Origin of the sequence: Microbispora sp. H10836 (assembly GCF_012999525.1) — a bacterium.
Taxonomy (GTDB): domain Bacteria; phylum Actinomycetota; class Actinomycetes; order Streptosporangiales; family Streptosporangiaceae; genus Microbispora.
On record NZ_JABBWU010000007.1, the window covers coordinates 99,964 to 121,038 of the forward strand.

Sequence of the window (21,075 nt, forward strand, 5' to 3'; positions counted from 1 at the left end):
ACTGCCCCCGGGGCGGAACAGGGGACCGTGACATGGCCATCCAGGCGACGGCACAGCGCACCTTCTCGTTTCTGCGGATCGCGATCATCCTGCAGACCCTGACCATCTTCCTCCAGGCGGTCTCCGCCGGACTGCTGCTGACCGCGTCCTACGGAGAGACGCTGCACAGTGCCGGAGCCCGCGTGATGTACGGGGCGTCGCTGCTGTACCTGCTCGCGGCGGTGCTGGCGTGGAAGCCGGGCGGCGGCTCGCCCCGGCCCGTCTGGCACGCGGCCGGCTTCCTCGTGCTCGCCTCCGTCCAGGTCGTGCTCGGCATCGCGCACGTGCCGGCGGCCCATCTCCCCCTGGGCGTCCTGATGTTCGGGCTGAGCGTGCTGGCGCTGGTGCGGCCCCGTCGTTCGCACGTCTAGGGGAGGATCTCCAGGCGGATGTCGAGGCCCTCGTACAGGTAGGGGGTCGCCGTGATGATCCGCCAGCCGCGGCGGGTGGCGTGGACGGCGGCGTGGGCGGCCACCAGGACGTCGGGCAGGTGCGCGTCGGCGGCCGCCGGCCGGTGGCGCCGCAAGCTCGCCATGATCGCCTGCGCGTACGGCCCGCCTTCGACGGCGTCGTCGGGGGAGAGCGCGCCGGTGACCACCATCGACATGCGCAGGAACCGTTCGAGCCGGGGCTGGATGGGGCCCAGCGACAGCACCTGGACGGCGAGCGCGGGGACGAGGAGGGTGACGCCGTGGGCCGAGGACTGGCGCACGACGGCCCTGCCGTACATGCTCTTGCCCTCGATCAGGTGGACGACGGCGTCGAGGTCCAGCACGTGGCCGGACAGGACGCCGGCCGGTGGGACGGGGTCGGTCACGCGGCGTCCGCCTTGGCGCCGCCCGTCATCAGGCGCGCCGCGCGGGCGCTGTCGTCATCGGTGATCCCGTCCTGCCAGCCCGGCCCCCATAAATCGGCCATGATGGCCAGGTCGCCCTGGATGCGCCGCCGCTCCCGCAGCGCCGCGGCGATGTAGGCCGAGGCGTTGCCGGACGCCTGCGCCTCGTCGGCCAGTTCGTCCGGCAAGGAGATCGTAATCTTCTTGGTCATACTTGGGAGGCTACCCAGTCATACTGTCGGCGGTCCACCGGTTCGCGGAAAAGCGCCGATGTGGCGGCGGGCACACGGCAGGCGAACCGGACGGCTCTGGTCGGCGCGGTCTCCTGGTCGCCGCGGGCCGCGCTCACCCGCACCTCGTACGTCCCGTCGCCGGGCAGCCGCAGGTCGCAGCCGCAGGCCGCGATCGGCAGCGGCGAGCGCTCGAATCCCGTTCCGGCGTCCACGTCGCGCAGGTCGAGCCAGTAGCCGCTCGCGCCGAAGACCCGTGACCAGGAGACCCGGGCCGTGGAGCCGTGGAGCGCCACGGCGATCTCGCCGGGCGGGCGGATCGGCAGCGGCTCGGCGACGGCGGGAACCGGCGTGGCGAAGGCCGGCCCCCCACCGTGGAAGGCCCGGGAGTACGCGTCCGCGAAGGCCTTAGCGATCTTGAACTCGCCGACGCTGTTGGGGTGCAGCCCGTCGTAGGTGTCGGTGTACGGGTCGTAGACGGCCGCGAGGCCGACGGGGACGACGGGGGAGCCGGGCGTGGACAGGGCGGCCAGGACGCCCGGCAGACGCGCGTTGTACGTCTCGACGATCCCCGGCAGGTGCGGCAGGTGGGGCAGCGGAGTGCGCCGGACGACGTCGGCCACGAGGAAACGCAGGTCCGGGCGGGCTTCGCGGGCCCGGCGCACGAACTCCCCGACGTTGGCCAGCAGCCGCTCGGGGCCGCTCACCCCCCAGGCGAGGTCGTTGAACCCCAGCGCGACCATGAGGTGGTCGGGCCGGTGGGCGGCGACGGCGTCCGCGACGCCGCCCCTGGCCTCGTCCATGAGGCCGCCCCAGCGGGCGTGGTGCCGGTCGCCGGGGAAGACGATCCCCGGGCGGTAGCCGCCCGCGCGCACCTCGGCGGCGCCCTCCTCCGGCGCCAGGTCGGGCAGGGCGCAGGTGCCCGTCCACGGCCCGGCGAACCGCACGGGCGCGCCGCACGCGGCGAAGTGGCGGGCCAGCCGGTATCGCCAGGTGTAGTCGCCCTCCAGGCCGTGGCTGATCGAGTCACCCACGATCATGATCGTCGGACGCGGAATGGCACGCCTCCCGGGTGGATCGTCGGTCACCGACCGGCCGTCGCGGTGGTGCGGGCACCGAGCAGGTTCCGCACCGGCCGGCCGTACGCGGCGTACAGGATGCCGAGCGCGGCCAGCAGCAGCAGCGCGGTGAACACCCACTCCATCGAACCACCGGGGCCGTAGACCCGGTTCTGCCGCCCCACGTCCACGGCCGGGGTCCGCTGCCCCTCGCGCAGCATCTCGCGGTCGGCGCCGTACAGCGCGACGCCGGTCCGGAGGACCGCGCCGTCGGACGACCGGAAGTCGCCCGTCCAGGTGCAGGACTCGTGCCCGGGGTGCCGGACGCACTCCACCTGCCGGGCGGTGAAGGACCCGGGGACGCCGTCCGCCCTGGCGGCCCGTACGACGGGACCGATGCTCGGCACGGCCAGGAAGAGCAGGAAGGCCGCGAGGAACGTGAGGACGGCGATGAAGAACGGGGAGCGGCGGCCTGCCCCGGGCCCGGCCGTCACGCCGTCACCTCGCGAGCGCCGGGGCGCAGGAGCAGGCCATCAGCGTGCGCTCGGCGGTGCTGGGACGACGGTGCAGGATCATCGCGACGACCATCGGGATCGTCACGAGGGTGTTGTAGAACAGGTGCAGCTCCATGCGCGGCACCAGCAACTGGATGATGCTGGTCGGCGCCGGGCGGCCCAGCAGGTTGGCTCCGACCAGCACCTGCATGAGCAGCAGGAAGTGCTCGAAGTGGTGCCAGACCTGGATGCCGAGGGACACGTTCCACCAGACGCGGGCCCGGCCGGTGAAGCCGTGCCTGAGCATGATCAGCCCGACCAGCATCAGCAGCGCGTAGCCGTAGTGCATCCACTCGGACGTGACCAGCCACGGGAAGGGCAGGCCGAGCACGCCGCGGGCCTCGGGGAGCTTCCAGCCGAGCACGTAGACCTGGACGGCCTGGGCGATGTGCTCGGCCCAGTGGGCCACGACGATGAAGGCGAAGACGTTGAGCGCGGCCCGGTGGTGCCGGGCGTTGAGCTCCCCTCCCCGGCGGGAGGGGTGGAATGCGGAAACCGCTTCGGTCGCCATGCGCAAACCTCGATCCGGGAAGGGTGGTCTGCGGGCCCGGCACGGGATCACGGGCCCGTACGCCCCATTGTTCGATCACGCTCGCGCGGCGCCTTCTCCCATCGTGCGGTGTTCCGGTCACCGGCCGGCACGCGGACGGCCCCGCACTCGCGGAGTGCGGGGCCGTCTCTGATACCGGGCGGTGGCGCCGAACCGGTCAGTGCGTCCGGAAGGACGAACGGCGCTCGTACCGGACGCTCTTGAACTGCCGCTGCTCGTACCGGCCGCCGCCCCGATACGCCGTCTCCCGCACGCGCTCGCTGCGCCGGGACTCCACCCGTTTGACGAGGCGGTCACGCCGGCCCGACACCCTCTCGAGCAGGCGGGAGCGCCGCTCATCGACCCTCTTGGACACCCGCGCGGTCCGGGCCGACTCCCTCACGCGCAGCTCGGACAGCCGTTCCCGCATCCGGTAGCGCACCGGGGCCGTGCGGACCGTGCCGTAGCTCACCGACCGTGCCCGGTAGCGCTCGGAACGGTACTCGGACCGGGTGCGTGAGCCGTCGTGGTACGAGGCGGGCGGGTCGGACCCGGCGCTCCCGGACGACTGCCACTCGCTCGCCCTGATCCGGTCGCGTTCGGCGCGGGCCTCGGCCCGGATGCGGTCCCGGTCGGCCCGGCCCTGGGCCCGGATGCGGTCGCGTTCCGCCCGCGCCTGATCGACGATGCTCTGCTCCTCGGCCCGCGCCTGTTCGGCGGTCATCATCAAGGGGCTCTCCGAGTACGAGTACGTCGTGGTCTGTACCGAGCCGCCGGGCTCGCTCGCCTGGGGCGCGATACCGGCTATGGCATAACCGTCGGTGGCGAGGGCGGGACCGCTCAGGACCGCGGTGCCTCCGGCCGTCATCGCCGAGACGAAGACAGTCGCTAATGCCAGCTGTCTGCACTTCCGGTACATGGTGCCTCCTTGAGCCCGACTGGGCTGGGCAGATCAGATCACCAGGGTTTCGTGGTCCTGGATCCGGCCGCGGCTCACCCCTGGGTCGTTCCGTCGGACGACGGGAATCGGTGTGATGGACGAGGGGTCGGTTTCGCCAGGCGGCATCGCGCATTACGGCCTTGTCTCGATCCTCCGCCGGGCCGCGCGAAGCCGTCTAGGGCGTTTGACCCAAGCGTTCCCTCCGGCCTTGGAGGATCTGACCGCCGGGGGCAGTGCTGCGGAAGTATCCGCCGGGGTGTTTGCGGCCGCTTGTACGCGCGAGCAGCTTGGGGTTGCCCCAGCCCTTCTCCGGTCACATCCGCCACTCCCGGCACGTGCGGCAAGCCGGGCGCCTCCCGCGAGGCGGGTACACCCAGGGACGAGGGGGTGGGGCGGATGCGGCTTGCGGGGGCACGGGTGCTCGTCACGGGCGCGTCGTCGGGCATCGGCGCCGCCACGGCGCTGGAGCTGTCGGCGCGCGGCGCGCGGCTGGTGCTGTCCGGGCGCGACGAGGAGGCGCTCGCCGGCGTCGCCGCCCGGACCGGCGGCGAGGCGCTGCCCGCCGACCTGTCCGACGGCACCGTCGACCGGGGCGCGGACCTCGCCGTACGCGCCGGGCGGGTGGACGTGCTGGTGGCGTGCGCGGGCGAGGGCTGGAGCGGGCCGCTCGCGCGGATGTCCGGCGGCACGGCCGAACGCGTGATCGCGGTCAACCTGACGGCCCACCTGCAGCTCACCCGGCTGCTGCTGCCCGGGATGATCGAGCGCGGCCGGGGGCACCTCGTCTACGTCGCCTCGATCGCCGGCGTGGTCGGCGTGCGGGAGGAGGCGGTGTACGCCGCGACCAAGGCGGGGCTGCTGGCCTTCGCCGAGAGCCTGCGCTACGAACTGCCGGCGGTCGGCGTGACGGCCGTGGTGCCCGGGGTGGTCGACACGCCGTTCTTCGCCCGGCGCGGCCGGCCGTACACCCGCCGCAGACCGACGCCCGTCCCACCCGAGCGGGTGGCCCGGGCCATCGCGGTCGCCGTCGAGCGCGGGCGCGCCGAGGTGTACGTGCCGGCCTGGCTGCGGCTGCCCGCCCGCCTGCACGGGGCCGCGCCCGGCGTGTTCCGCGTCCTCGCCCGCCGCTTCGGCCGCCCCTGAGCGTTCCTCCGAGGTGTACGACTGTCCCGATCTGGTGATCTACATCGTAAAGGAACTCGATGGGGGAGGCGCCGAGGTGCCGGGGTGATCGCGCTCGGAGGACGGATGCGGTGCGCTCCAGATGCTGCGTAGGGGCCGCATGCCTTCCTCGACGTAGTCGGCGATAGGGCGGTTGCCGCCGTCGAGGTACCACTGCTCGAGTGCGGCGAAGTAGCCGAAGGCGAGGGCCTTCGCGATCACGCGAGCCTGCGTTTCGCTCACCTCTCCAGGCACGGTGATCAGCGGCGCGATCCGCTGGCTGGCGCGGTCGAGTGTGCCGCAGACGGCCATGCGCACCGATGGCTCGGCGAAGAAGTAACGGACCCTGCGCCACGGGCTCCTGGTGGCCTGAGAGCCTTCGCCCGCGTTGCCGGAACCGGATTCGCCTTCTGGTGGGGATTCGTACGCACGGACGGCTCGGAGCAGGCTTCCGATGGGATCGGCGGGGTCCAGGATGCTCTCGAGTGCCTCCGGGCTCATGCTGTCGAACTCGACGTCGGCGACCACGATCCCTTCCTTGGTGCCGAAGATGCGGTACACCGACGACGGCGAGACCTCGGCCGCCGCCGCGATCTCCTCGATGGTGACGGCGCCGAACCCTCTCTCGTCGAACAGGTCGAGGGCACGTTCCTGGATGGTGCGCATGGCCTTGAGCCGCCAACGCTCACGAAGCCCGCTCATGTGCTCACGGTAGCAGACAGTCACGCTCTCAAGCGTGTGACTGCTGTCCGGACATTGACTGTCTGAAAACAGATCCCTACAGTCACTTGCTGGAGACAGTGACTTTCTCTTTACTCCGGAAGGACTCATGCCATGACCACGCTGAAGCAGAGATCGCGCACCCGGACCGCGTTGGCGATGATGTACATCGGGGCAGGACTCACCTCGATCGCCGCCCTCTTTCCGTTCGTCGACCGGGCCACCACGACCGTCTTGGCGGACCACATCAAGGCCGGCTACCCGGCCTACGCGCCCGGTGCGATCGACACTGCCGTCACCGCCTACCTGGTCATCCTGTCTGTGGTCGGGGCGCTGGGACTCCTGGGCTGGATGGGCACGATCTGGGCGGCCCGCGCCGGTAAGCGCTGGACTTCCCCGCTGGCGATCGGGCTGTTCGGGATCGCGCTCTGCGTCGCGATCGCCGCACTGACCGTCCAGGACACCTCGGGTGATGTCGGTCTGGCCCCGCTGCTGGGCTGGCTGCTGGTCCTTCCTTGTGTTCCCGGTCTCGCCGCGGTCGTGCTGTGGAGAAGGGCGGGATGACCAAAGGTCCCACGGCGGCGCAAAGCGTCGGCCGTGCTCTGACACGCGGGGTCGCCGCACTCAAGCGTGCGATGTATCGAGGAGGGCGGCCGAACGCGCTCATGCGGCTCGGGAACCGGCTTGACGTCCTGCTGTATGGGGCTCGGTGGCTGTCACCGCGGCGTGCCGCCGTCTTGAAGGTGGTGGGGCGCCGCAGCGGGACCATCACGCCGGTTCCGGTCGCGGTCACCCACTACCGCGGCGCCGACTTCCTCGTCTCGATGCTCGGGCCGGACGCGAGCTGGGTGCGCAATGTCGAGGCCGCGGGCGGCAAGGCCGCGCTTCGCCGTCAGGGGCGCGAGTGTCCGATCCTGCTCGAGGAGATCCCGTCTGAGCATCGTGCGCAGATCCTGCGTCGCTACCTTGCCGGCGCGCCGGGTGCGCGGCCTCATCTGGGGCTGGGGCCGACGGCGCCGCTGCCGGAGTTCCACCGGATAGCGCCTCGGCACCCCGTCTTCCGCATCCATGAGCGCCCCGGCTCCTATGTGCCGCGCAGGGCGCGCAGGGACTCGCGCAGCGAGCCGAGGGTGGCGAAGACCGCCGTCGGCTCGTAGCCGCAGTGCGCCATGCAGTTGGCGCAGCGCGCGTCCCGCCCCCGGCCGTAGGAGTCCCAGTCGGTCTCCTCGACCAGCTCCCGGTAGGTCTTCGCGTACCCGTCGGCCATCAGGTAGCAGGGCCGCTGCCAGCCGAACACCGAGTAGGACGGGATCGCCCAGGCCGTGCAGGGGAAGTCGGTCTTCCCCTCGAGGAAGTCGAGGAACAGCGGCGAGTGGTTGAACCGCCAGCGCCCGCGGTTGCCGCCCGCGAACGCGGCGCGGAACAGCTCCCGCGTCTGCCGCACGCCCAGGAAGCAGTCCTGGTCGGGCGCCTTCTCGTAGGCGTACCCCGGCGAGATCATCATCTGGTCGACGCACAGCTCGTCATTGAGGAAGTCGAGCACCTCGACGACCGTGCGCGGGCTGTCCCCGGCGAAGAACGTGGTGTTGGTGGTGACGCGGAAGCCGCGCCGCCGGCACTCGCGCACCGCCGCGACCGCCTCGTCGAACACGCCCTCCTTGCACACCGACGCGTCGTGCCGCTCGCGCAGGCCGTCGATGTGGACCGCCCAGGCGAAGTAGGGCGACGGCTCGAACCGGTCGATCTTGCGCGGGATCAGCAGCGCGTTGGTGCACAGGAAGACGTACTTCCTGCGCGCCACCAGCTCCTCGACCATCTCCCCGATCTGGGGGTGCATGAGGGGCTCCCCGCCCGCGATCGACACCATCGGGGCGCCGCACTCCTCGACGGCGGCCACCGCCTGCTCGACCGGCATGCGCTGTTTCAGCACGCCGGCCGGGTGCTGGATCTTCCCGCAGCCCGCGCACTTCAGGTTGCACGCGAACAACGGCTCGAGTTCGAGCAGCAGCGGGAACCTCTCCCGCCGGCGAAGCCGCTGGCGCAGGATGTAAGCGCCGACACGCAGGCTCTGGCGTAAGGGCATCGGCATCAGGGTCGCACCTCCTTCGGCAACGTGAACTCGACGTTCTCCTCGATCACCCGGCGCTCCTCCACCTCCAGCGGGCCGAGTCCGCCGAGGGCCGCCACGACGGCGTCCACCAGCGAGCCGGGCGTCGACGCCCCGGCGGTCAGCCCGACCGTCCGCACTCCGCGCAGCCAGTCGAGCGCGACGTCGCCCGGACCGTCGACCAGGCGGACGAGCGGCGCCCCACCGTGACCTGAGCGCCCGGCGACCTCGGTGAGGCGCAGGGCGTTGGAGGAGTTCGCCGAACCGACGACCAGGACCAGGCCGGCCTCCGCGGCGACGGCGCGCACCGCGCGCTGCCGGTTGGTCGTCGCGTAGCAGATGTCGTCGCCGCGCGGGCCCTCGGCGTCCGGGAAGCGCCGCCGGACCGCCGCCGCGACCCGCCCGGCCTCGTCGGCCGCGAGCGTGGTCTGGGTGAGGTAGGCGACCCCGCGCCCCGGCCGCAGGCCCTCGACCGCGCCCTCCACCCCGGCCTCGTCCTCGACCAGCACGCCCGCGCCGGGCACCTCCCCGAGCACGCCCTCGACCTCCTCGTGCCCCGCGTGGCCGATCAGCACGACGAGATCGCCCCGCGCGGCGAACCTGCGGGCCTCCGCGTGGACCTTCGCGACCAGCGGACAGGTCGCGTCGACGACGCGCAGCCCGCGCCGCGCCGCCTCCTCCCGCACGGCGGGCGCGACCCCGTGCGCGGAGAAGACGGTCACCGCGCCCTCCGGCACCTCGGCCAGGTCGTCGACGAACACCGCGCCGAGCCGCTCCAGGTCGCGTACGACGTGGATGTTGTGCACGATCTGCTTGCGCACGTACACCGGCGCGCCGAACCGGTCCAGCGCGCGCTCCACGATCTCGATGGCCCGCTCGACCCCGGCGCAGAACGAGCGGGGCGAGGCCAGCAGGACCCGGCGCGGGCCCACGGCCGCCGCCCACCGCGCCAACACCGGGCCGATCCGGGTGAGCGCGCGGCGCGCGGCGACCGCGCCGCCCAGGGTGGCGGGGTTCAGCAGGGGGACACCCGGGGTGTCCACGATGACCCGCACGGCCGCGAACGGCCGCCCGTCCGCGGCTTCCGCGATAACAGCGCTCTCCATGTCGACGGCGCAGGCGCCCTCGCGGGCCAGGGCGAGCCGGGCCCGGCCCGTCACTATCCCCGGCGAGGTGACGAGCGGGCCGGTGCGGGCGGGCAGCCCCGCCCGGACGAGCTCTCCGGCGAGCAGCGGGGCCGACGGGCACGGCCACACCCGGCCGCCGGAGCGGACCTCGGTGGCGACGAGCACGTCCCCGGGACGCAGGCCCTCGTGGAGGGCCCCGCCGAAGCCGGTGACGGCGAGGGCGGCGGCGGGCGGGAGCAAGGCCGCCGCGCGCGCCGCGCGCTCCGGCCCCATCCCGATCCGGAAGACCCGGACGCGGGGGTGGTCACGCGCGGGCCGCAGGCCGCGGGCGACGGCCCGCGCCTCCATCCCCAGCGCGGTGCACACGATCAGGCCGGTCATGGCGTCACCTCCCGGGCGCGCAGGTAGCGGCCGAGCGCACTGAGGGGGAAGACGAGGCGGTAGAGGTGGTAGTTGATGAAGAAGTCGCCGGGGAAGCCCGTCCCGGTGTAGTGCGGCTCGTCCCACGTGCCGTCGGGGCGCTGGCTGCCGGCCAGCCAGGCCGCCCCCCTGTCCACGGACCGGCCGCGCTCCCCGGCGGCGAGCAGGCCGATGAGGGCCCACGCCGTCTGCGAGGCGGTCGGCTCGCCCCGCCCGATCCACGCGGGGTCGCGGTAGGAGCGCATGTCCTCGCCCCAGCCGCCGCAGGGGTGCTGGTGGGCCTTGAGCCAGGCCACGGCCCGCCGTACGCAGGGGGCGCCGGGCGGCATCCCGGCCGCCGCGAGTGCGGGCAGCACCGCGCCGGTGCCGTACACGTGGTTGGCCCCCCATCTGCCGAACCACGAGCCGTCGGGCTCCTGCGCCCGCAGCAGCCACCTCACGGCCCGCCGTACGACGGGGGAGCGGGCCAGGCCCTCGGCGGCCAGCGCCTCGACCACGTGCGCGGTCACGTCGGCCGTCGGCGGGTCGATGACCGCGCCGAAGTCGCAGAACGGCAGCCGCAGGCACAGCGTGCGGGTGTTGTCGGCGTCGAAGGCGGCGAACCCCCCGTCGCGGCAGGCCATCCCGGCCATCCAGCGCAGCCCCCGCTCCACCGCCGGGCGGGCGTCGGGCCGGCCCCACCGGCGCAGCGCGAGGACCACCTCCGCCGTGTCGTCGACGTCGGGGTAGCCGTCGTTGTCGAACTCGAACGCCCAGCCGCCCGGCGCGAGCCCGGGCCGCCGCACCGCCCAGTCGCCAGGCCCGCGCACCTCCTCGCGCAGCAGCCACTCGCCCGCTCTGTCCAGCGCGGGGTGGTCGCGGGGCAGGCCGGCGTCCAGGAGAGCGGTCATCGCGAGCGCGGTGTCCCAGACCGGCGACTGGCACGCCTCCAGCCGGCGCGTGCCGTTCTCCCTGATGGTGAACCTGTCCAGCCCGGCCAGGCCGGCCCGCATGACGGGATGGTCCAGGCCGTACCCGCTCAGGCTAAGGGCGATCAGCGAGTAGACCCAGGGAGGCTGGATGCCGCCCCAGGAGCCGTCGGCCTCCTGGCGGGCCACGACCCACTCGGCGGCCCGCCGCAGCGCGGCGCGGCGCAGCCCCGCGAGCGGCCGCCGTTCGTACCGGTGCAGAGCGCGGTCGAGCGCCGCGAACGCCGCGTCCCAGCCGGTACGCGCGGCGCGGCGCGGCGGATGCCCGGCCCGCAGCTCCGGCAGGGCGAACGGCAGCGGGCGGACCGGCCGGTGCGCGGTCACGATCGTGAGCGGCACGATGGTCTGCCGCGCCCAGCAGGCCCAGTCGTAGACGTTCAGCGGGCACCACGGCGGCAGGAACATGATCTCCGGTGGGATGACCGGCAGGTCCTCCCACCGCCACTGGCCGAACAGGGCGAGCCAGATCCGGGTGAAGACCCGGGCCGACTCGACGCCGCCGGCCCCGCGCGCGCACGCCGCCGCGGCGCGCATGTGCGGGGCCGAGGGCGGGTCGCCCGCCAGGCGCAGCGCGGCGTACGCCTCGACCGTGGTGGACAGGTCGGCGGGACCGTCGTGGAAGTTGGCCCAGCCGCCGTCCGCCCGCTGCTGCGACCTGATCCACCGGGCTGCCTCGGCCGTCTCCCGCGCGGTCCGCACGCCGAGGAACTCGCGCAGCAGGAGGTCCTCGGCGTCCATCGTCACGTTGGCCCGCAATTCGCCCTTCCACCATCCCCCGGGCGACTGCAGGCCGAGCAGGTGGTCACGGGCCGCCTCGAGGGCGGTCTCGGCGCGGGCGGCGCCGGTGGCGACCCCGGTGGTGACGCCGGTCACCGCGCCTGCTCCCGTTCGAGATGCCGCCTCACGAGGCGGGCCGCCTGGAGTCCGCTGCGCACGGCACCCTCCATCGTGTCGGGCCAGCCCGTGTCGGTCCACGCGCCGGCGAGGAACACACCCGGCCACCGGGTGGCCGCGCCGGGGCGCAGCCCCCCGCTCCCCGGGACCTGCCGGAAGGTCGCCCGCCGCTCCCTGGTGATGAACAGGTCCACGACCCGCGCCGCCCGCGCGGCCGGCAGCAGCCGCTCCAGCTCGGGCAGGAACACCTCCCGCATCACCGCCGTGGGCACGTCGATCCAGTGCCGCGCCGCCGACACCGAGACCGTCAGGTACTGGCCCCGGGCGAGCCCGCCCGCCTCGGTCCTGTCGAAGATCCACTGCACCGGTGAGCCGACGACGGCGGCGAACGGCAGCCGGGTGACCGGCCGGTCGTAGACCACGTGCACGTTGACGATCGGGCTCGCGCCGAGGCCGGCCCAGGCGTCCCGGTCCGGCGCCGCCTCCGCGGGGACGAGCCGCGCGGCCTGGCCGTGCGGGGCGGCGACGACGACGGCCGGCGCCTCGACCCGCCGGCCGCCCACGAGGACCGAGGGCCCCGGCAGCACCGCGTCCACCTTCGCCCGCAGCCGCACCTCGCCGCCCAGGCGGGCGATGGCCGCGAGCGCGGCGCCGCCGTGCAGGTCGCCGAGCGGCACGGACGGCACGCCGATGTCGGCGGCGTCGGCGCGGCCCAGTAGAGCCGTTTTGAAGACCATCGCCGCCGGCCCCAGCGCGGCCTCGTCGGACGGGATGTTGAGCGCCGCCACCGCGAACAGGTCCCACAGCGCCCGGCGTACGGCCTCCCGCTGGCCGTTGGCGGCCAGCCAGCCGCCGAGCGCGGCCCGGTCGAGGGCGGGCGCGGCCGGGTCGAGCCCGCGCAGCGCGAGCGCGCCGCGCGCCGCGCGCAGCCGGTCGGCGGGGGACAGCAGGCGGTAGCCCGCGAGCGCCGGGAGCAGGTGGAACGGCCCGGGCAGCGCGGCCCGGCGCAGCCGTCCCCGCCCGCCGTGCGGGGTGAGCACGCACACGTCGAAACGCTCCTGCAGGCGCACCCGCCCGGTCCCGCCGAGCCGGTCGAGCAGGCCGAGGTACGCCGTGCAGCAGCGCAGGAAGACGTGCTGCCCGTTGTCGGCCGTCAGGCCGCCCCTGGCGAAGGAATGGGTTGCCCCGCCGAGCCGGGGCCTCGCCTCGTACAGGGTCACCGGCCGGCCGGCCTCCGCGAGCGCGAGGGCCGCGGTGATGCCGGCGAGGCCGCCGCCCACCACCGCCACGGGCGCAACCCCGTCGTAACCCGTGCCGTTCGTCGGGCCGTTCATCGGGCCGCTCCCGCGATCGCGCGGGCCGCGACCATCGCCTTCGCCCAGGGCGTGAGCGACAGGCGCCCGGCCAGCGCCCGGGCCGGGTCGGCGGCGATTCGGGCGAGCAGGCGCCGGTAGATGCCGGCCATCGCCGCGGTGCAGGCCGCGCTGCGCCGGTCGAGCAGCGGGATCAGGCGCATCCCCTCGGCGTACCAGGCGAGCGCCCGCCCGGCCTCGTACCGGACGAGCCGCGCCAGCCGCTCGGGCGGGTCGGTGAACGCCCCCGACGCGTCCAGGCCGAGCGTGCAGCCGAACCTGCGCAGGTCGTCGGCCGGCAGGTACACCCGCCCGGCGCACCGGTCCTCACGCAGGTCCCTGAGCACGTTGGTGAGCTGCAACGCCACCCCCAGGGAGTCCGCGAGCCGCGCCGCGCGCCGCAGCGCCCCGGGATCGCGGCCCGGGCCGCCGGCCAGGCCGAAGACGCCGAGCGACAGCCGCCCGATGGACCCGGCGACCTCCCGGCAGTAGCCGACGAGGTCGTCGTGGGACTGGTAGCGCGCGCCCGCGACGTCGGCGGCGCATCCGTCGATCAGCTCCTCGAACGCCTCCAGCGGGATGGGGAAGCGCGCGGCGGTGTCACGCAGGGCCACCAGCACGGGGTCGGCGGGGTCCGGCCGCGGCGCCCGCAGCCCCGCCCGCGCCTCCTCCAGCGCCGACAGCCGCTCGTCCACCGGCCCGGCCGCGTCGCCGATGTCGTCGATCCGCCGGGCGAAGGCGTAGAGCGCGCAGAGCGCGCGGCGCTCGGGCGGGGCGAGCAGGCGGATTCCGTAGGCGAAGTTGCGTGCCCGGGTGCGCACGACGCGCTCGCAGTGCCGGTAGGCCAGCGGCAGCGGTACGGGCGCCGGCGTGCGGGCCGGTCCCGCGCCGACGGGGCGCAGCGCGGGGCCGGGCGGGCGGTCGGGGACGGGATCAGGAATCGCGCCGGGAACCGTCACCGTTCACCTCCTTCAGCACGCGTGCCCACTCGCCGAGCACCGCGCGGCGGCGCGCGCGGACCGCCCGGCCGAGGACGTCGTGCCGCCCGCGCTCCAGCGCCGCGAGCGCGGCCCGCCCGCCCGCGACGTACCCGGCCACCGCGGTGCGCGCGAACCCGCTCAGCGTCTCCAGCAGCGGCATGCCCTCGTCCAGCAGCGTGGCGGCGCGGCGGGCCTGCAGGGCGACGGCCCGGCGCAGCCGCGGGGACGCGTGCGGGGCGCCGAGGTCGGCCTCGCGGCAGCCGAACCTGCGCAGGTCCTCGGCGGGGAGGTAGACCCGGCCGCGGGCGTGGTCCTCACCCACGTCCTGGCAGTGCTCGATCACCTGCAGGGCCGAGCAGATGCGGTCCGACAGCCGCGCCCGCTCCGGCGTGGCCGCGCCGAAGACGTGCAGGACGATCCGGCCGACCGGGTTGGCGGACAGCTCGCAGTAGGCCAGCAGTTGCGCGAATGTGTCGTAGCGCCGCACCACCTGGTCGCGCCGGTTGGCCTCCACGAGGTGGAGGAAGTGCGCCCGCGGCACGCCGCGCCCGGCGACCAGCGGCGTCAGCGCCCGCACGGCGGGCAGCCGCGGGCTCCCCCCGGCGTAGAGCCGGCCCAGGTCGGCCTCCACCGCGTTGAGCAGGGCGGGCCGCTCGGCGGGGTCCGCCTCGTCGCCGACGTCGTCCACGTAACGGGCGAAGCAGTACACCGCCATCAGGTCGAGGCGGTACGCGCGCGGCAGCAGGCGGGAGGCCACCGGGAAGTTCTCCCGGCGCGCGGCGTCGCGTACGTCCGCTGCGGACATGCCTGAAGAATCTCCACCGCAATTCACCACAAAACCCGATAGAGCGGGCGGGCGTTTTTACGTGCGCAACCTCCCGGGAAAAGCGGCGTACACCGCCGCGCCGCTAACGGAAGAAGCGGTAAAAACGTGGTCGGGAAAGACGGTGGAAGTAAGCGGCCTTTTTCCCGCTTCTTACGCTTCCGGCCGTGGGTAAAAGCTTGCCGGGAGCGGGAGCCGGTGGGCCCCCGCGCCGCCGGGTACACCCACGCCGTGGGCGCCCAGCGGTCCGACCCGCAGTCCGGCGGCGCGGCAGCGGCCGACCACGCCGGCGAGCGCGCCCAGCGCCGAACGCCAGGAACCCGGGGCGGAGGTGTGGTCGCAGTCGTGCAGCAACAGCGTCGCCCCGCCGCGCAGGCCGGGCTCCAGGGTGCGCAGCACCGAGCCGGGCGTGGCCCGTGCCGTCCAGTCCGCGCCCCAGGCCGTCCACAGCACCGGCCGCAGGCCGTGCCACCGGGCCGCGAGCAGCGCCTCGGCGCTCAGCACGCCGTACGGCGGGCGGTACCACGAGGGCGGTACACCGGTGACGGCGGCGACGAGGCGCGCGGCCCTGCCGATCTCCGCGGCGACCCTGCCCGGCCGGGCGACCAGGGCGTTGCCGTGCCGCCAGCCGTGCACGGCCACCTCGTGACCGGCCCGCGCGACGCTCCGCCCGACCTCGGGGTGGCGTTCGAGCAGCTCGCCGAGGAGGAAGAAGGTCGCCCGGCACCCGAGCCGGTCCAGCTCGTCGAGGAACAGCGGGGTAGAGCGCGGGTCCGGCCCGTCGTCGAAGGTCAGCGCCACGTGCCCGGGATCGCCCTCGCCCGCCAGAGACGGCAGCAGGCGGCGGACCGGAGGCAGCCAGGCCGCCCCCGGTCCCGCGTGGAGCAGGGCCAGTCCGGCGGCGGCGAGCGTGTGAGGTCGCATCGCCTTCCAGTGTCCGCCACGCCGCCCCCCACCCCGGAAGGAGGGCCATGAGGGACAGGGCATTGATCGTCAGCGCCTCGATGGGCGCGGGCCACGACGCCGTCGCCGCCGAACTGGCGCGCCGCCTGACCGCCGCCGGGGTGCGCGCGGAGATCGTGGACGTGCTCGCCCTGCTGCCGCTGCGGCTCGGCGCGCTGCTGCGGTGGTGGTACCGCGTGGTGATGCTGCGGGCGCCGTGGCTGTACGCGCTGGTCTACCGCGTCTTCTTCGTCTCACGCCGGGCCCCGTCCACCTCGCCGCTGACGGTGGTGGCCGCCGCCGGGCTGGCCCGGGCGGTGCGCCGCGTCCGCCCCTCGCTGGTCGTGCCGGTCTTCCACGTGGCCGCGCAGGCCGCGGGGCACCTGCGGGCGCGGGGGCGGCTCGCGGCGCCGAGCGTGGTCGTGCTGACCGACTTCGCCGTGCACCGCCTCTGGCTGCACCCCGGCAACGACCGCTACCTGTGCCCGGACGCGGCCACGGCCCTCGCCGTGACGGCCGCCCTCGGCCGTCCGGCCTTCCGCTGCGCCCCGATCGTCCGCCCCGGGTTCGCGGCGCCCCGGGACCGCGCCGGCATGGCGGACGTCCGGACCCGGATCGGCCTGCGGGACGGCGGGCCGATCGTGCTCGTCTGCGCGGGATCCTGGGGGGTCGGCCGGGTCGCGGAGACCGCCGGGATCCTGGCCCGGTCGGGCCGGTACGCGCCCGTCGTGCTGTGCGGGCGCAACGAGCGGCTGCGCCGCCGTCTCGTGCGGCTGCTCGGCCGCGCCGGAGCGGGCGCCGCTCTCGGCTGGCGTGACGACCTGGCGGACCTGCTCGCCTCCGCGTACGCGCTGGTCGACAACGCGGGCGGGCTGACCTGCAGGGAGGCGTTCGCCGCGGGGGTGCCGGTCGTCACGTACCGGCCCATCGCGGGTCACGGCGGGGACGGCGTGCGCGCGATGGCACGCGCCGGGGTGAGCGTCCACGTGCGCCGCCGCGCGGACCTGCTGCGGGCGCTCGACCGGCTCCAGCCCGGCCTGCCCGGGCGGGCCGCGCTCACCGCGCGGGCCGCCGCCCTGTTCAGCGCTTCGCCGGCCGAGTCCCTTCTTCTCCCGGACCTCGCCGCCGCGTCCCGATCATGTGAGCCTGCCTCCTGAGCGGCGCGTACCGCGACAGCAGCACGCTGCCGTACAGGATGAGGGCCATGCCCGTCAGCTCGGGCACCACCCACGGGCCGGTGCGGATGTCCTCGCCGAACATCGCCACGCCGTACGCCGTGCTCGCCACGGGGTCGGTCACGGTCAGCGCGGGCTGCACGGCGACGAGCGGACCGCTGTGCAGGGCGTTCTGCAGCAGGAACAGGCTGCACAGCCCGGCGGCCACCATGGCCCACAGCGACCAGGAGCCGGCGAGCGTCCGCGCGCCGGCCGGCAACTCGTCCACCGTGCGCTTCATGAGGACGGCGGTGTAGGCGAAACCCAGCCCGGCGGCCATCCCGAGCAGCACCGCGCGGGCGGCCCCGCCGGCGGCGATCGCGGCGGTCACGAAGCAGGCGAGGAGCCCGATGGTCACGCCCGCCGAGATCACCCAGGTCAGCAGGCCGGGAAGCCGGTGGCCGGGGGTGGGCGAGGCCGCCGCGAGGAACCCGGCCAGGCCGGCCGTCAGTAAGCCGACGGCCAGCCAGGTCTTGGGGTCGAGGCGGACCCGGAACATCCAGCCGGCCACCAGCATCGTGATCGGCAGTTCCGCGACGAGCAGGGGCTGGACGAGTGCGAGTCCTCCGCTCGTCAGGGCGCCGGCCTGCAGCAGGAAACCCGCGATGAGCGCGGCGATGCCGCCCAGCCAGGTGGGCCGCCGGACGAGGTCCCAGATCAGGCCGGGCCGGAACGCCTCGGTGGCGGGGGCGGCGCGGGCGGCCCGGCGCTGCAGTACGGACGCGACGGCGTTGGCCGCCGCGGCGAGCACCGCCAGGACAACAGCGATCATGACCCCCGCGCCCCGTCTCAGGCTTCTCGTCGTCGCGGGCCCTCTGATCGAGGCCCTGTCAGTACCCTCCCCGGCGATGGCCGCCGCATGTCGGCGTGAACGCTCCGAACCCTTTTTATTGGGCTATAACCAAAGAAAGACACGATTATTAATACAAAGCGAGAATGCCGGGATTTTTGGGGGTATGGCCGTTTGCACAAACGCACGCAGCAGGAAAGGCGGAACCAGACATGGTTGGACCCACCGGCCTCGAGCGTCATCCCGACGTCACCGAACTGCGACAGACCTACGATCGGGCGGGCTCGACGGCCCCCGCCCAGGTATTGGAGGGGTTGTCCTTCCTGGCCGGCCTTTACCTGGCCCTCTCGCCGTGGATCGTCGGGTTCTTCGGACTCCGCGGCCTGACCGTCAGCAACCTCGTCACCGGCCTCGTGATCTCCGCTCTCGCTCTCGGGCTCGCGTCCGCCTACGGCCGCACGTACGGACTGGGGTGGCTGCTCCCGCTGCTCGGCGTGTGGGCGATCGTCTCGCCGTTTGTGGTGCGCGCGGGACGTGAGGCCACGGCGACGACCATCTGGAACAACGTGGCGATCGGCATCGTGACCCTTGCGCTGGGAGCCGCCGCACTGGCGATGGCACAGGCGTTCCGCCGGCATGAGCGGGGCGAGCGGAGCGCGCGCAGACTGGGCAACTGGTGACAGAAGCGGCGCCCGGCCCGCGGCAGGCGGGCCGGGCGCCGTTTTCACCTCGCCTGGCCCTGTTGTGGCCTTGTCGCCCCTCACGATACGGGGATCGATGTGGCGGGCACGTTGTAGCCGCCGACCCGGAGGTGGAGAGGCCGGCCGCGCAGATCGTCGCTGTGGTAGGAGGCCGTGATGATCGTGCGTTCGCCGGGCCAGAGCGACACGTAGTTGTCGCTGTACGAGATCGGCAGGATCTCGGTGCCGCCGTCGCCGGCGATGAGTTCGGCCCGTACGAAGAAGGCGATGTCCGTCGCGCTCGCGTTGGTCAGGATGACGGTGACCGTCTCCCGGTCACCGTGCCGGGCTCGTGAGGCGGCGGCGGTCAGATCAGAGTCGAGGGGCAGCCTGTTCAGCCCGCTGAGATCGGCATAGGCGGCCACCGGTGTTCCCTTGTAGTCACCTCCGGGGCCGAGCACGTCCGGCGAGGCCGAGTACCAGTACAGGTTCTCGCTGACGACGACGCCGTGCGCGTCCCGAAGCCGCAGCCTGATGAGATGGGTGGCCGGCGGCCCGGTGAGAGCCGGGATCGTCGTCACCCGTGTGGAGGCGTTCGCTGGGACGTCCAGTGTGACTTCGGTCTCGTACCTCGTGGTCAGGTCCGGGACGCCGTGAACGGTGACGGTGGCGGACAGGTCACGTCGCCCGGACAGGGTGGAGTTGGCGACGTACACGTCACGCGTGACGTAGTCGTACATGATGTGCACCGGTTCGTTGGCCTTCTTCGCGCCGAAGTAGGCGCCGCCGGGTTTGAAGTAGTAGTCGTACAGGCTCCATCGCATCGACGGCCATGCGCTGTCGAGCATCCAGAAGACCGTCCCGAAGGTTCTGGTGTGCTGCTGCGCGTTCCAGGCCTCGAAGAACGATCGGGTGGTCTCGTAGGCCTGCAGTTCCGCCTTCCTCGCGTAGTCGGTCACATCGGTGACCTCGCCGTACCGGCGGGTCAGGCCGCGGGTGAAGGGGGCGAGACTCGCGAAGGGGCTGCCGGGCCTGCCCGCGTGGTAGTCCCAGACGCCGCCTATCGGCCACAGGTGCGCGGGCGGGATGAAACGCCGCAGGCTCTCCAGCGGCGGCGGCGCCTCGGTTCCGGCCTCGGCGGTCGTCCCGGACGCGCCGCCCGCCCTGGTCCGATCCCACCACAGGACGGGCGGCTCCCACTGATAGGGGCCGTCCATCTTGACTCCCGCGTGCGGGTTGGACCAGGTGGCGACGTTGTCGAGAGTGGGATTCGGCCAGTGGAGGCGGTGGGCGATCTTCTTGTAGGCCGTCAGGTGGGCCGCGCTCACGGGCTTGTCACTGCCGTATGCCCAGACGAAGGCGCTCGGGTGCGCGCGCAGGGCGCGCATCTGGCTGTTCAGGGAGGCGAGCGCGATGTGCTCCTGCTGTGCGGACCAGCGGCGGTCGTTCTCCCACGCGCTGCAGCACGCGAAGCCGGCCATGATCAGGATGCCGGAGCGGTCCGCCAGATCGTACAGCTCCTCGTTGCCGAGCGTGCCTTCGAGGCGGATCATGTTCAGGCCCATCTCCTTGGCGTACCTGATGTGGGTGGCGTTGGTGCGGGTGTCCCACCGCTGGAGCAGGTCCCAGGTGTATCCGCCGCCCCGGAAGAGCAGATCGCGCCCGTTGACCCGGTAGCCGACGAACGAGGTGCCGTTCACGGCGGTCCGATGCGCGGTGACCTGCCGCACGCCGAAATCGATCGCCGTGGTGTCCGAGAGGACCGTGCCGGCGTGCGCCGACATGGTGAGCCGATACAGCTCGGGAGAGCCGAACCGATGCGGCCACCAGAGAGCGGGCTCGGTGAGGTGCAGCGCCGGGTGCGTCTCCGTGGTGAAGGCGATCTCGCGCCGCTCACCGGGCTTCAGCCTGATGTCCCGGCTGAAGCCGATCGCCGGACGGCCCGGCTTGGTGACGCTTCCGCGCACGGTGGCGTCCACGGGACTGTCGGTGGCGTTGACCGCGTCGACGTAGACGGTCAGGTCCGCGCTGTCCGTCCTCGGCAGCGGCAGGGTCGTCGTCACGTGCGGATCGCGCAACGCGACCGGGCCGCTCGTGATGATCGAGGTCTTTCCCCACAGGCCGGCGTTCATGTCGGGGGCCTCGGGGTTCCAGTCGACGGTGCAGAAGGACAGGTCCGCGCAGCGGTGCCGGGGCGGGGTCACCAGGACCGCCAGCGCGTTCCTGTCCGGCCTGAGCAGGCCGGACACGTCGTACTCGTGGACGACCATGCTGCCCGCGGTGCCGGCGTCGAGCGGCCTGCCGTTCAGCCAGATCCGCGCCCGGTAGCCGATGCCCTTGAACCGGAGCCACCGCACCCGTCCCGGTCCGGTGGCGGGGGTGGTGAACTCGCCCCTGAACCACCACCGCCGCCGGGTCAGATCCGGGACGGACCGCAGGTTCGTTCCGCGGTAGATGTCCTGGTAGACGCCGTTGGCCACCAGCCCGGCCAGGACGGTGGACGGCAGCGTGACCGGTTTCCAGCCCGTCGTGTCGTAGCCGGTGCGGGAGACGGCGGCGCCGCCGTCCGCTACCTCGTCCGCCGGCCGGAGGAACCACCCGGTCGTCAGGTCCCGCGAGCCGACGGCCGCCGACCGCCGGGGAGCGGCGGCGGAGCCGCAGGTCAGGACCAGCAGCGTGATCAGCATCGCGCACAGAAGACGCCCGGCCGCC

Annotated in this window: 22 protein-coding genes; 6 read left to right on the forward strand and 16 right to left on the reverse strand. The window is 73.8% G+C overall.

Annotated elements, in window-relative coordinates:
• The first annotated feature begins 32 nt into the window (after positions 1-32).
• A complete protein-coding gene (locus HHX30_RS15140) occupies positions 33-410 on the forward strand; it encodes a hypothetical protein (protein ID WP_169982582.1) in 378 nt (125 codons plus the stop codon).
• Here the strand turns inward: HHX30_RS15140 and HHX30_RS15145 are convergent.
• The 6 genes from HHX30_RS15145 to HHX30_RS15170 all read right to left on the reverse strand — a co-directional run bounded on the left by HHX30_RS15145 (position 407) and on the right by HHX30_RS15170 (position 4,164).
• Positions 407-856, reverse strand: coding sequence for a hypothetical protein (locus HHX30_RS15145; protein ID WP_169982583.1), 450 nt, complete (start codon positions 854-856; stop codon positions 407-409). The genes HHX30_RS15140 and HHX30_RS15145 overlap by 4 nt on opposite strands.
• Entirely contained in the window at positions 853-1,086 is a 234-nt protein-coding gene (locus HHX30_RS15150) for a hypothetical protein (RefSeq protein ID WP_169982584.1), read from the reverse strand. The genes HHX30_RS15145 and HHX30_RS15150 overlap by 4 nt, the downstream gene beginning before the upstream one ends.
• Positions 1,083-2,138 (reverse strand): GDSL-type esterase/lipase family protein, encoded by a 1,056-nt coding sequence (locus tag HHX30_RS15155; protein WP_169982585.1) that lies wholly within the window; start codon positions 2,136-2,138, stop codon positions 1,083-1,085. The genes HHX30_RS15150 and HHX30_RS15155 overlap by 4 nt, the downstream gene beginning before the upstream one ends.
• A gap of 50 nt (positions 2,139-2,188) precedes the next feature.
• Complete coding sequence (locus HHX30_RS15160; RefSeq protein ID WP_169982586.1) at positions 2,189-2,656, reverse strand: hypothetical protein; 468 nt, start codon at positions 2,654-2,656, stop codon at positions 2,189-2,191.
• Positions 2,657-2,660: 4 nt separating this feature from the next.
• Complete coding sequence (locus HHX30_RS15165) at positions 2,661-3,227, reverse strand: hypothetical protein (protein WP_169982587.1); 567 nt, start codon at positions 3,225-3,227, stop codon at positions 2,661-2,663.
• Between the two features lie 196 nt (positions 3,228-3,423).
• On the reverse strand, positions 3,424-4,164 hold the full coding sequence (locus tag HHX30_RS15170; protein WP_169982588.1) for a hypothetical protein: 741 nt from the start codon (positions 4,162-4,164) through the stop codon (positions 3,424-3,426).
• A gap of 417 nt (positions 4,165-4,581) precedes the next feature.
• On the opposite strand from HHX30_RS15170, the gene HHX30_RS15175 reads away from it, so the two are divergent.
• On the forward strand, positions 4,582-5,328 hold the full coding sequence (locus HHX30_RS15175) for an SDR family oxidoreductase (RefSeq protein ID WP_169982589.1): 747 nt from the start codon (positions 4,582-4,584) through the stop codon (positions 5,326-5,328).
• A gap of 39 nt (positions 5,329-5,367) precedes the next feature.
• Here HHX30_RS15175 and HHX30_RS15180 read toward each other — a convergent pair whose 3' ends face one another.
• The gene (locus tag HHX30_RS15180) at positions 5,368-6,048 is read right to left on the reverse strand and encodes a TetR/AcrR family transcriptional regulator (RefSeq protein WP_169982590.1); all 681 of its coding nucleotides are present in this window, start codon (positions 6,046-6,048) and stop codon (positions 5,368-5,370) included.
• A 132-nt stretch (positions 6,049-6,180) separates the two neighbouring features.
• Here HHX30_RS15180 and HHX30_RS15185 point away from each other — a divergent pair, with 132 nt between their 5' ends.
• Together HHX30_RS15185 and HHX30_RS15190 are read left to right on the forward strand one after the other, a co-directional pair.
• A complete protein-coding gene (locus tag HHX30_RS15185; protein ID WP_169982591.1) occupies positions 6,181-6,630 on the forward strand; it encodes a hypothetical protein in 450 nt (149 codons plus the stop codon).
• Between the two features lie 182 nt (positions 6,631-6,812).
• Positions 6,813-7,223, forward strand: a complete 411-nt coding sequence (locus tag HHX30_RS15190) for a hypothetical protein (RefSeq protein ID WP_211592046.1) — start codon at positions 6,813-6,815, stop codon at positions 7,221-7,223.
• Here HHX30_RS15190 and hpnH read toward each other — a convergent pair.
• The 7 genes from hpnH to HHX30_RS15225 all read right to left on the reverse strand — a co-directional run bounded on the left by hpnH (position 7,151) and on the right by HHX30_RS15225 (position 15,661).
• Positions 7,151-8,155 (reverse strand): adenosyl-hopene transferase HpnH, encoded by a 1,005-nt coding sequence (gene hpnH, locus HHX30_RS15195; protein ID WP_169982592.1) that lies wholly within the window; start codon positions 8,153-8,155, stop codon positions 7,151-7,153. The genes HHX30_RS15190 and hpnH overlap by 73 nt on opposite strands.
• Positions 8,155-9,681 carry a 4-hydroxy-3-methylbut-2-enyl diphosphate reductase gene (ispH, locus tag HHX30_RS15200; protein WP_169982593.1) on the reverse strand — a complete coding sequence of 509 codons (1,527 nt, stop codon included), beginning with the start codon at positions 9,679-9,681 and terminating at the stop codon, positions 8,155-8,157. Before ispH ends, hpnH begins: the two co-directional genes overlap by 1 nt.
• Positions 9,678-11,561: a squalene--hopene cyclase gene (gene shc / locus HHX30_RS15205; RefSeq protein ID WP_169982594.1), complete on the reverse strand. Its 1,884-nt coding sequence runs from the start codon at positions 11,559-11,561 to the stop codon at positions 9,678-9,680. The genes ispH and shc overlap by 4 nt, the downstream gene beginning before the upstream one ends.
• Positions 11,558-12,916 carry a hydroxysqualene dehydroxylase HpnE gene (gene hpnE / locus HHX30_RS15210; protein WP_169982595.1) on the reverse strand — a complete coding sequence of 453 codons (1,359 nt, stop codon included), beginning with the start codon at positions 12,914-12,916 and terminating at the stop codon, positions 11,558-11,560. The genes shc and hpnE overlap by 4 nt, the downstream gene beginning before the upstream one ends.
• Positions 12,913-13,893, reverse strand: a complete 981-nt coding sequence (locus tag HHX30_RS15215; RefSeq protein ID WP_311922421.1) for a squalene/phytoene synthase family protein — start codon at positions 13,891-13,893, stop codon at positions 12,913-12,915. The genes hpnE and HHX30_RS15215 overlap by 4 nt, the downstream gene beginning before the upstream one ends.
• A complete protein-coding gene (hpnC, locus tag HHX30_RS15220; RefSeq protein ID WP_169982596.1) occupies positions 13,868-14,719 on the reverse strand; it encodes a squalene synthase HpnC in 852 nt (283 codons plus the stop codon). The genes HHX30_RS15215 and hpnC overlap by 26 nt, the downstream gene beginning before the upstream one ends.
• Positions 14,720-14,890: 171 nt before the next feature.
• The gene (locus tag HHX30_RS15225; protein ID WP_169982597.1) at positions 14,891-15,661 is read right to left on the reverse strand and encodes a polysaccharide deacetylase family protein; all 771 of its coding nucleotides are present in this window, start codon (positions 15,659-15,661) and stop codon (positions 14,891-14,893) included.
• Between the two features lie 47 nt (positions 15,662-15,708).
• Between HHX30_RS15225 and HHX30_RS15230 the strand changes: the two genes are divergently transcribed.
• Positions 15,709-16,836, forward strand: a complete 1,128-nt coding sequence (locus tag HHX30_RS15230) for an MGDG synthase family glycosyltransferase (RefSeq protein ID WP_169982598.1) — start codon at positions 15,709-15,711, stop codon at positions 16,834-16,836.
• On the opposite strand, the gene HHX30_RS15235 is transcribed toward HHX30_RS15230, so the two are convergent.
• The gene (locus HHX30_RS15235) at positions 16,760-17,665 is read right to left on the reverse strand and encodes a DMT family transporter (RefSeq protein ID WP_169982599.1); all 906 of its coding nucleotides are present in this window, start codon (positions 17,663-17,665) and stop codon (positions 16,760-16,762) included. The genes HHX30_RS15230 and HHX30_RS15235 overlap by 77 nt on opposite strands.
• A 230-nt stretch (positions 17,666-17,895) precedes the next feature.
• On the opposite strand from HHX30_RS15235, the gene HHX30_RS15240 reads away from it, so the two are divergent.
• A complete protein-coding gene (locus HHX30_RS15240; protein ID WP_169982600.1) occupies positions 17,896-18,363 on the forward strand; it encodes an SPW repeat protein in 468 nt (155 codons plus the stop codon).
• 80 nt (positions 18,364-18,443) lie between these two features.
• On the opposite strand, the gene HHX30_RS15245 is transcribed toward HHX30_RS15240, so the two are convergent.
• Complete coding sequence (locus HHX30_RS15245) at positions 18,444-21,050, reverse strand: glycosyl hydrolase 2 galactose-binding domain-containing protein (RefSeq protein WP_169982601.1); 2,607 nt, start codon at positions 21,048-21,050, stop codon at positions 18,444-18,446.
• Positions 21,051-21,075: the final 25 nt, after the last annotated feature.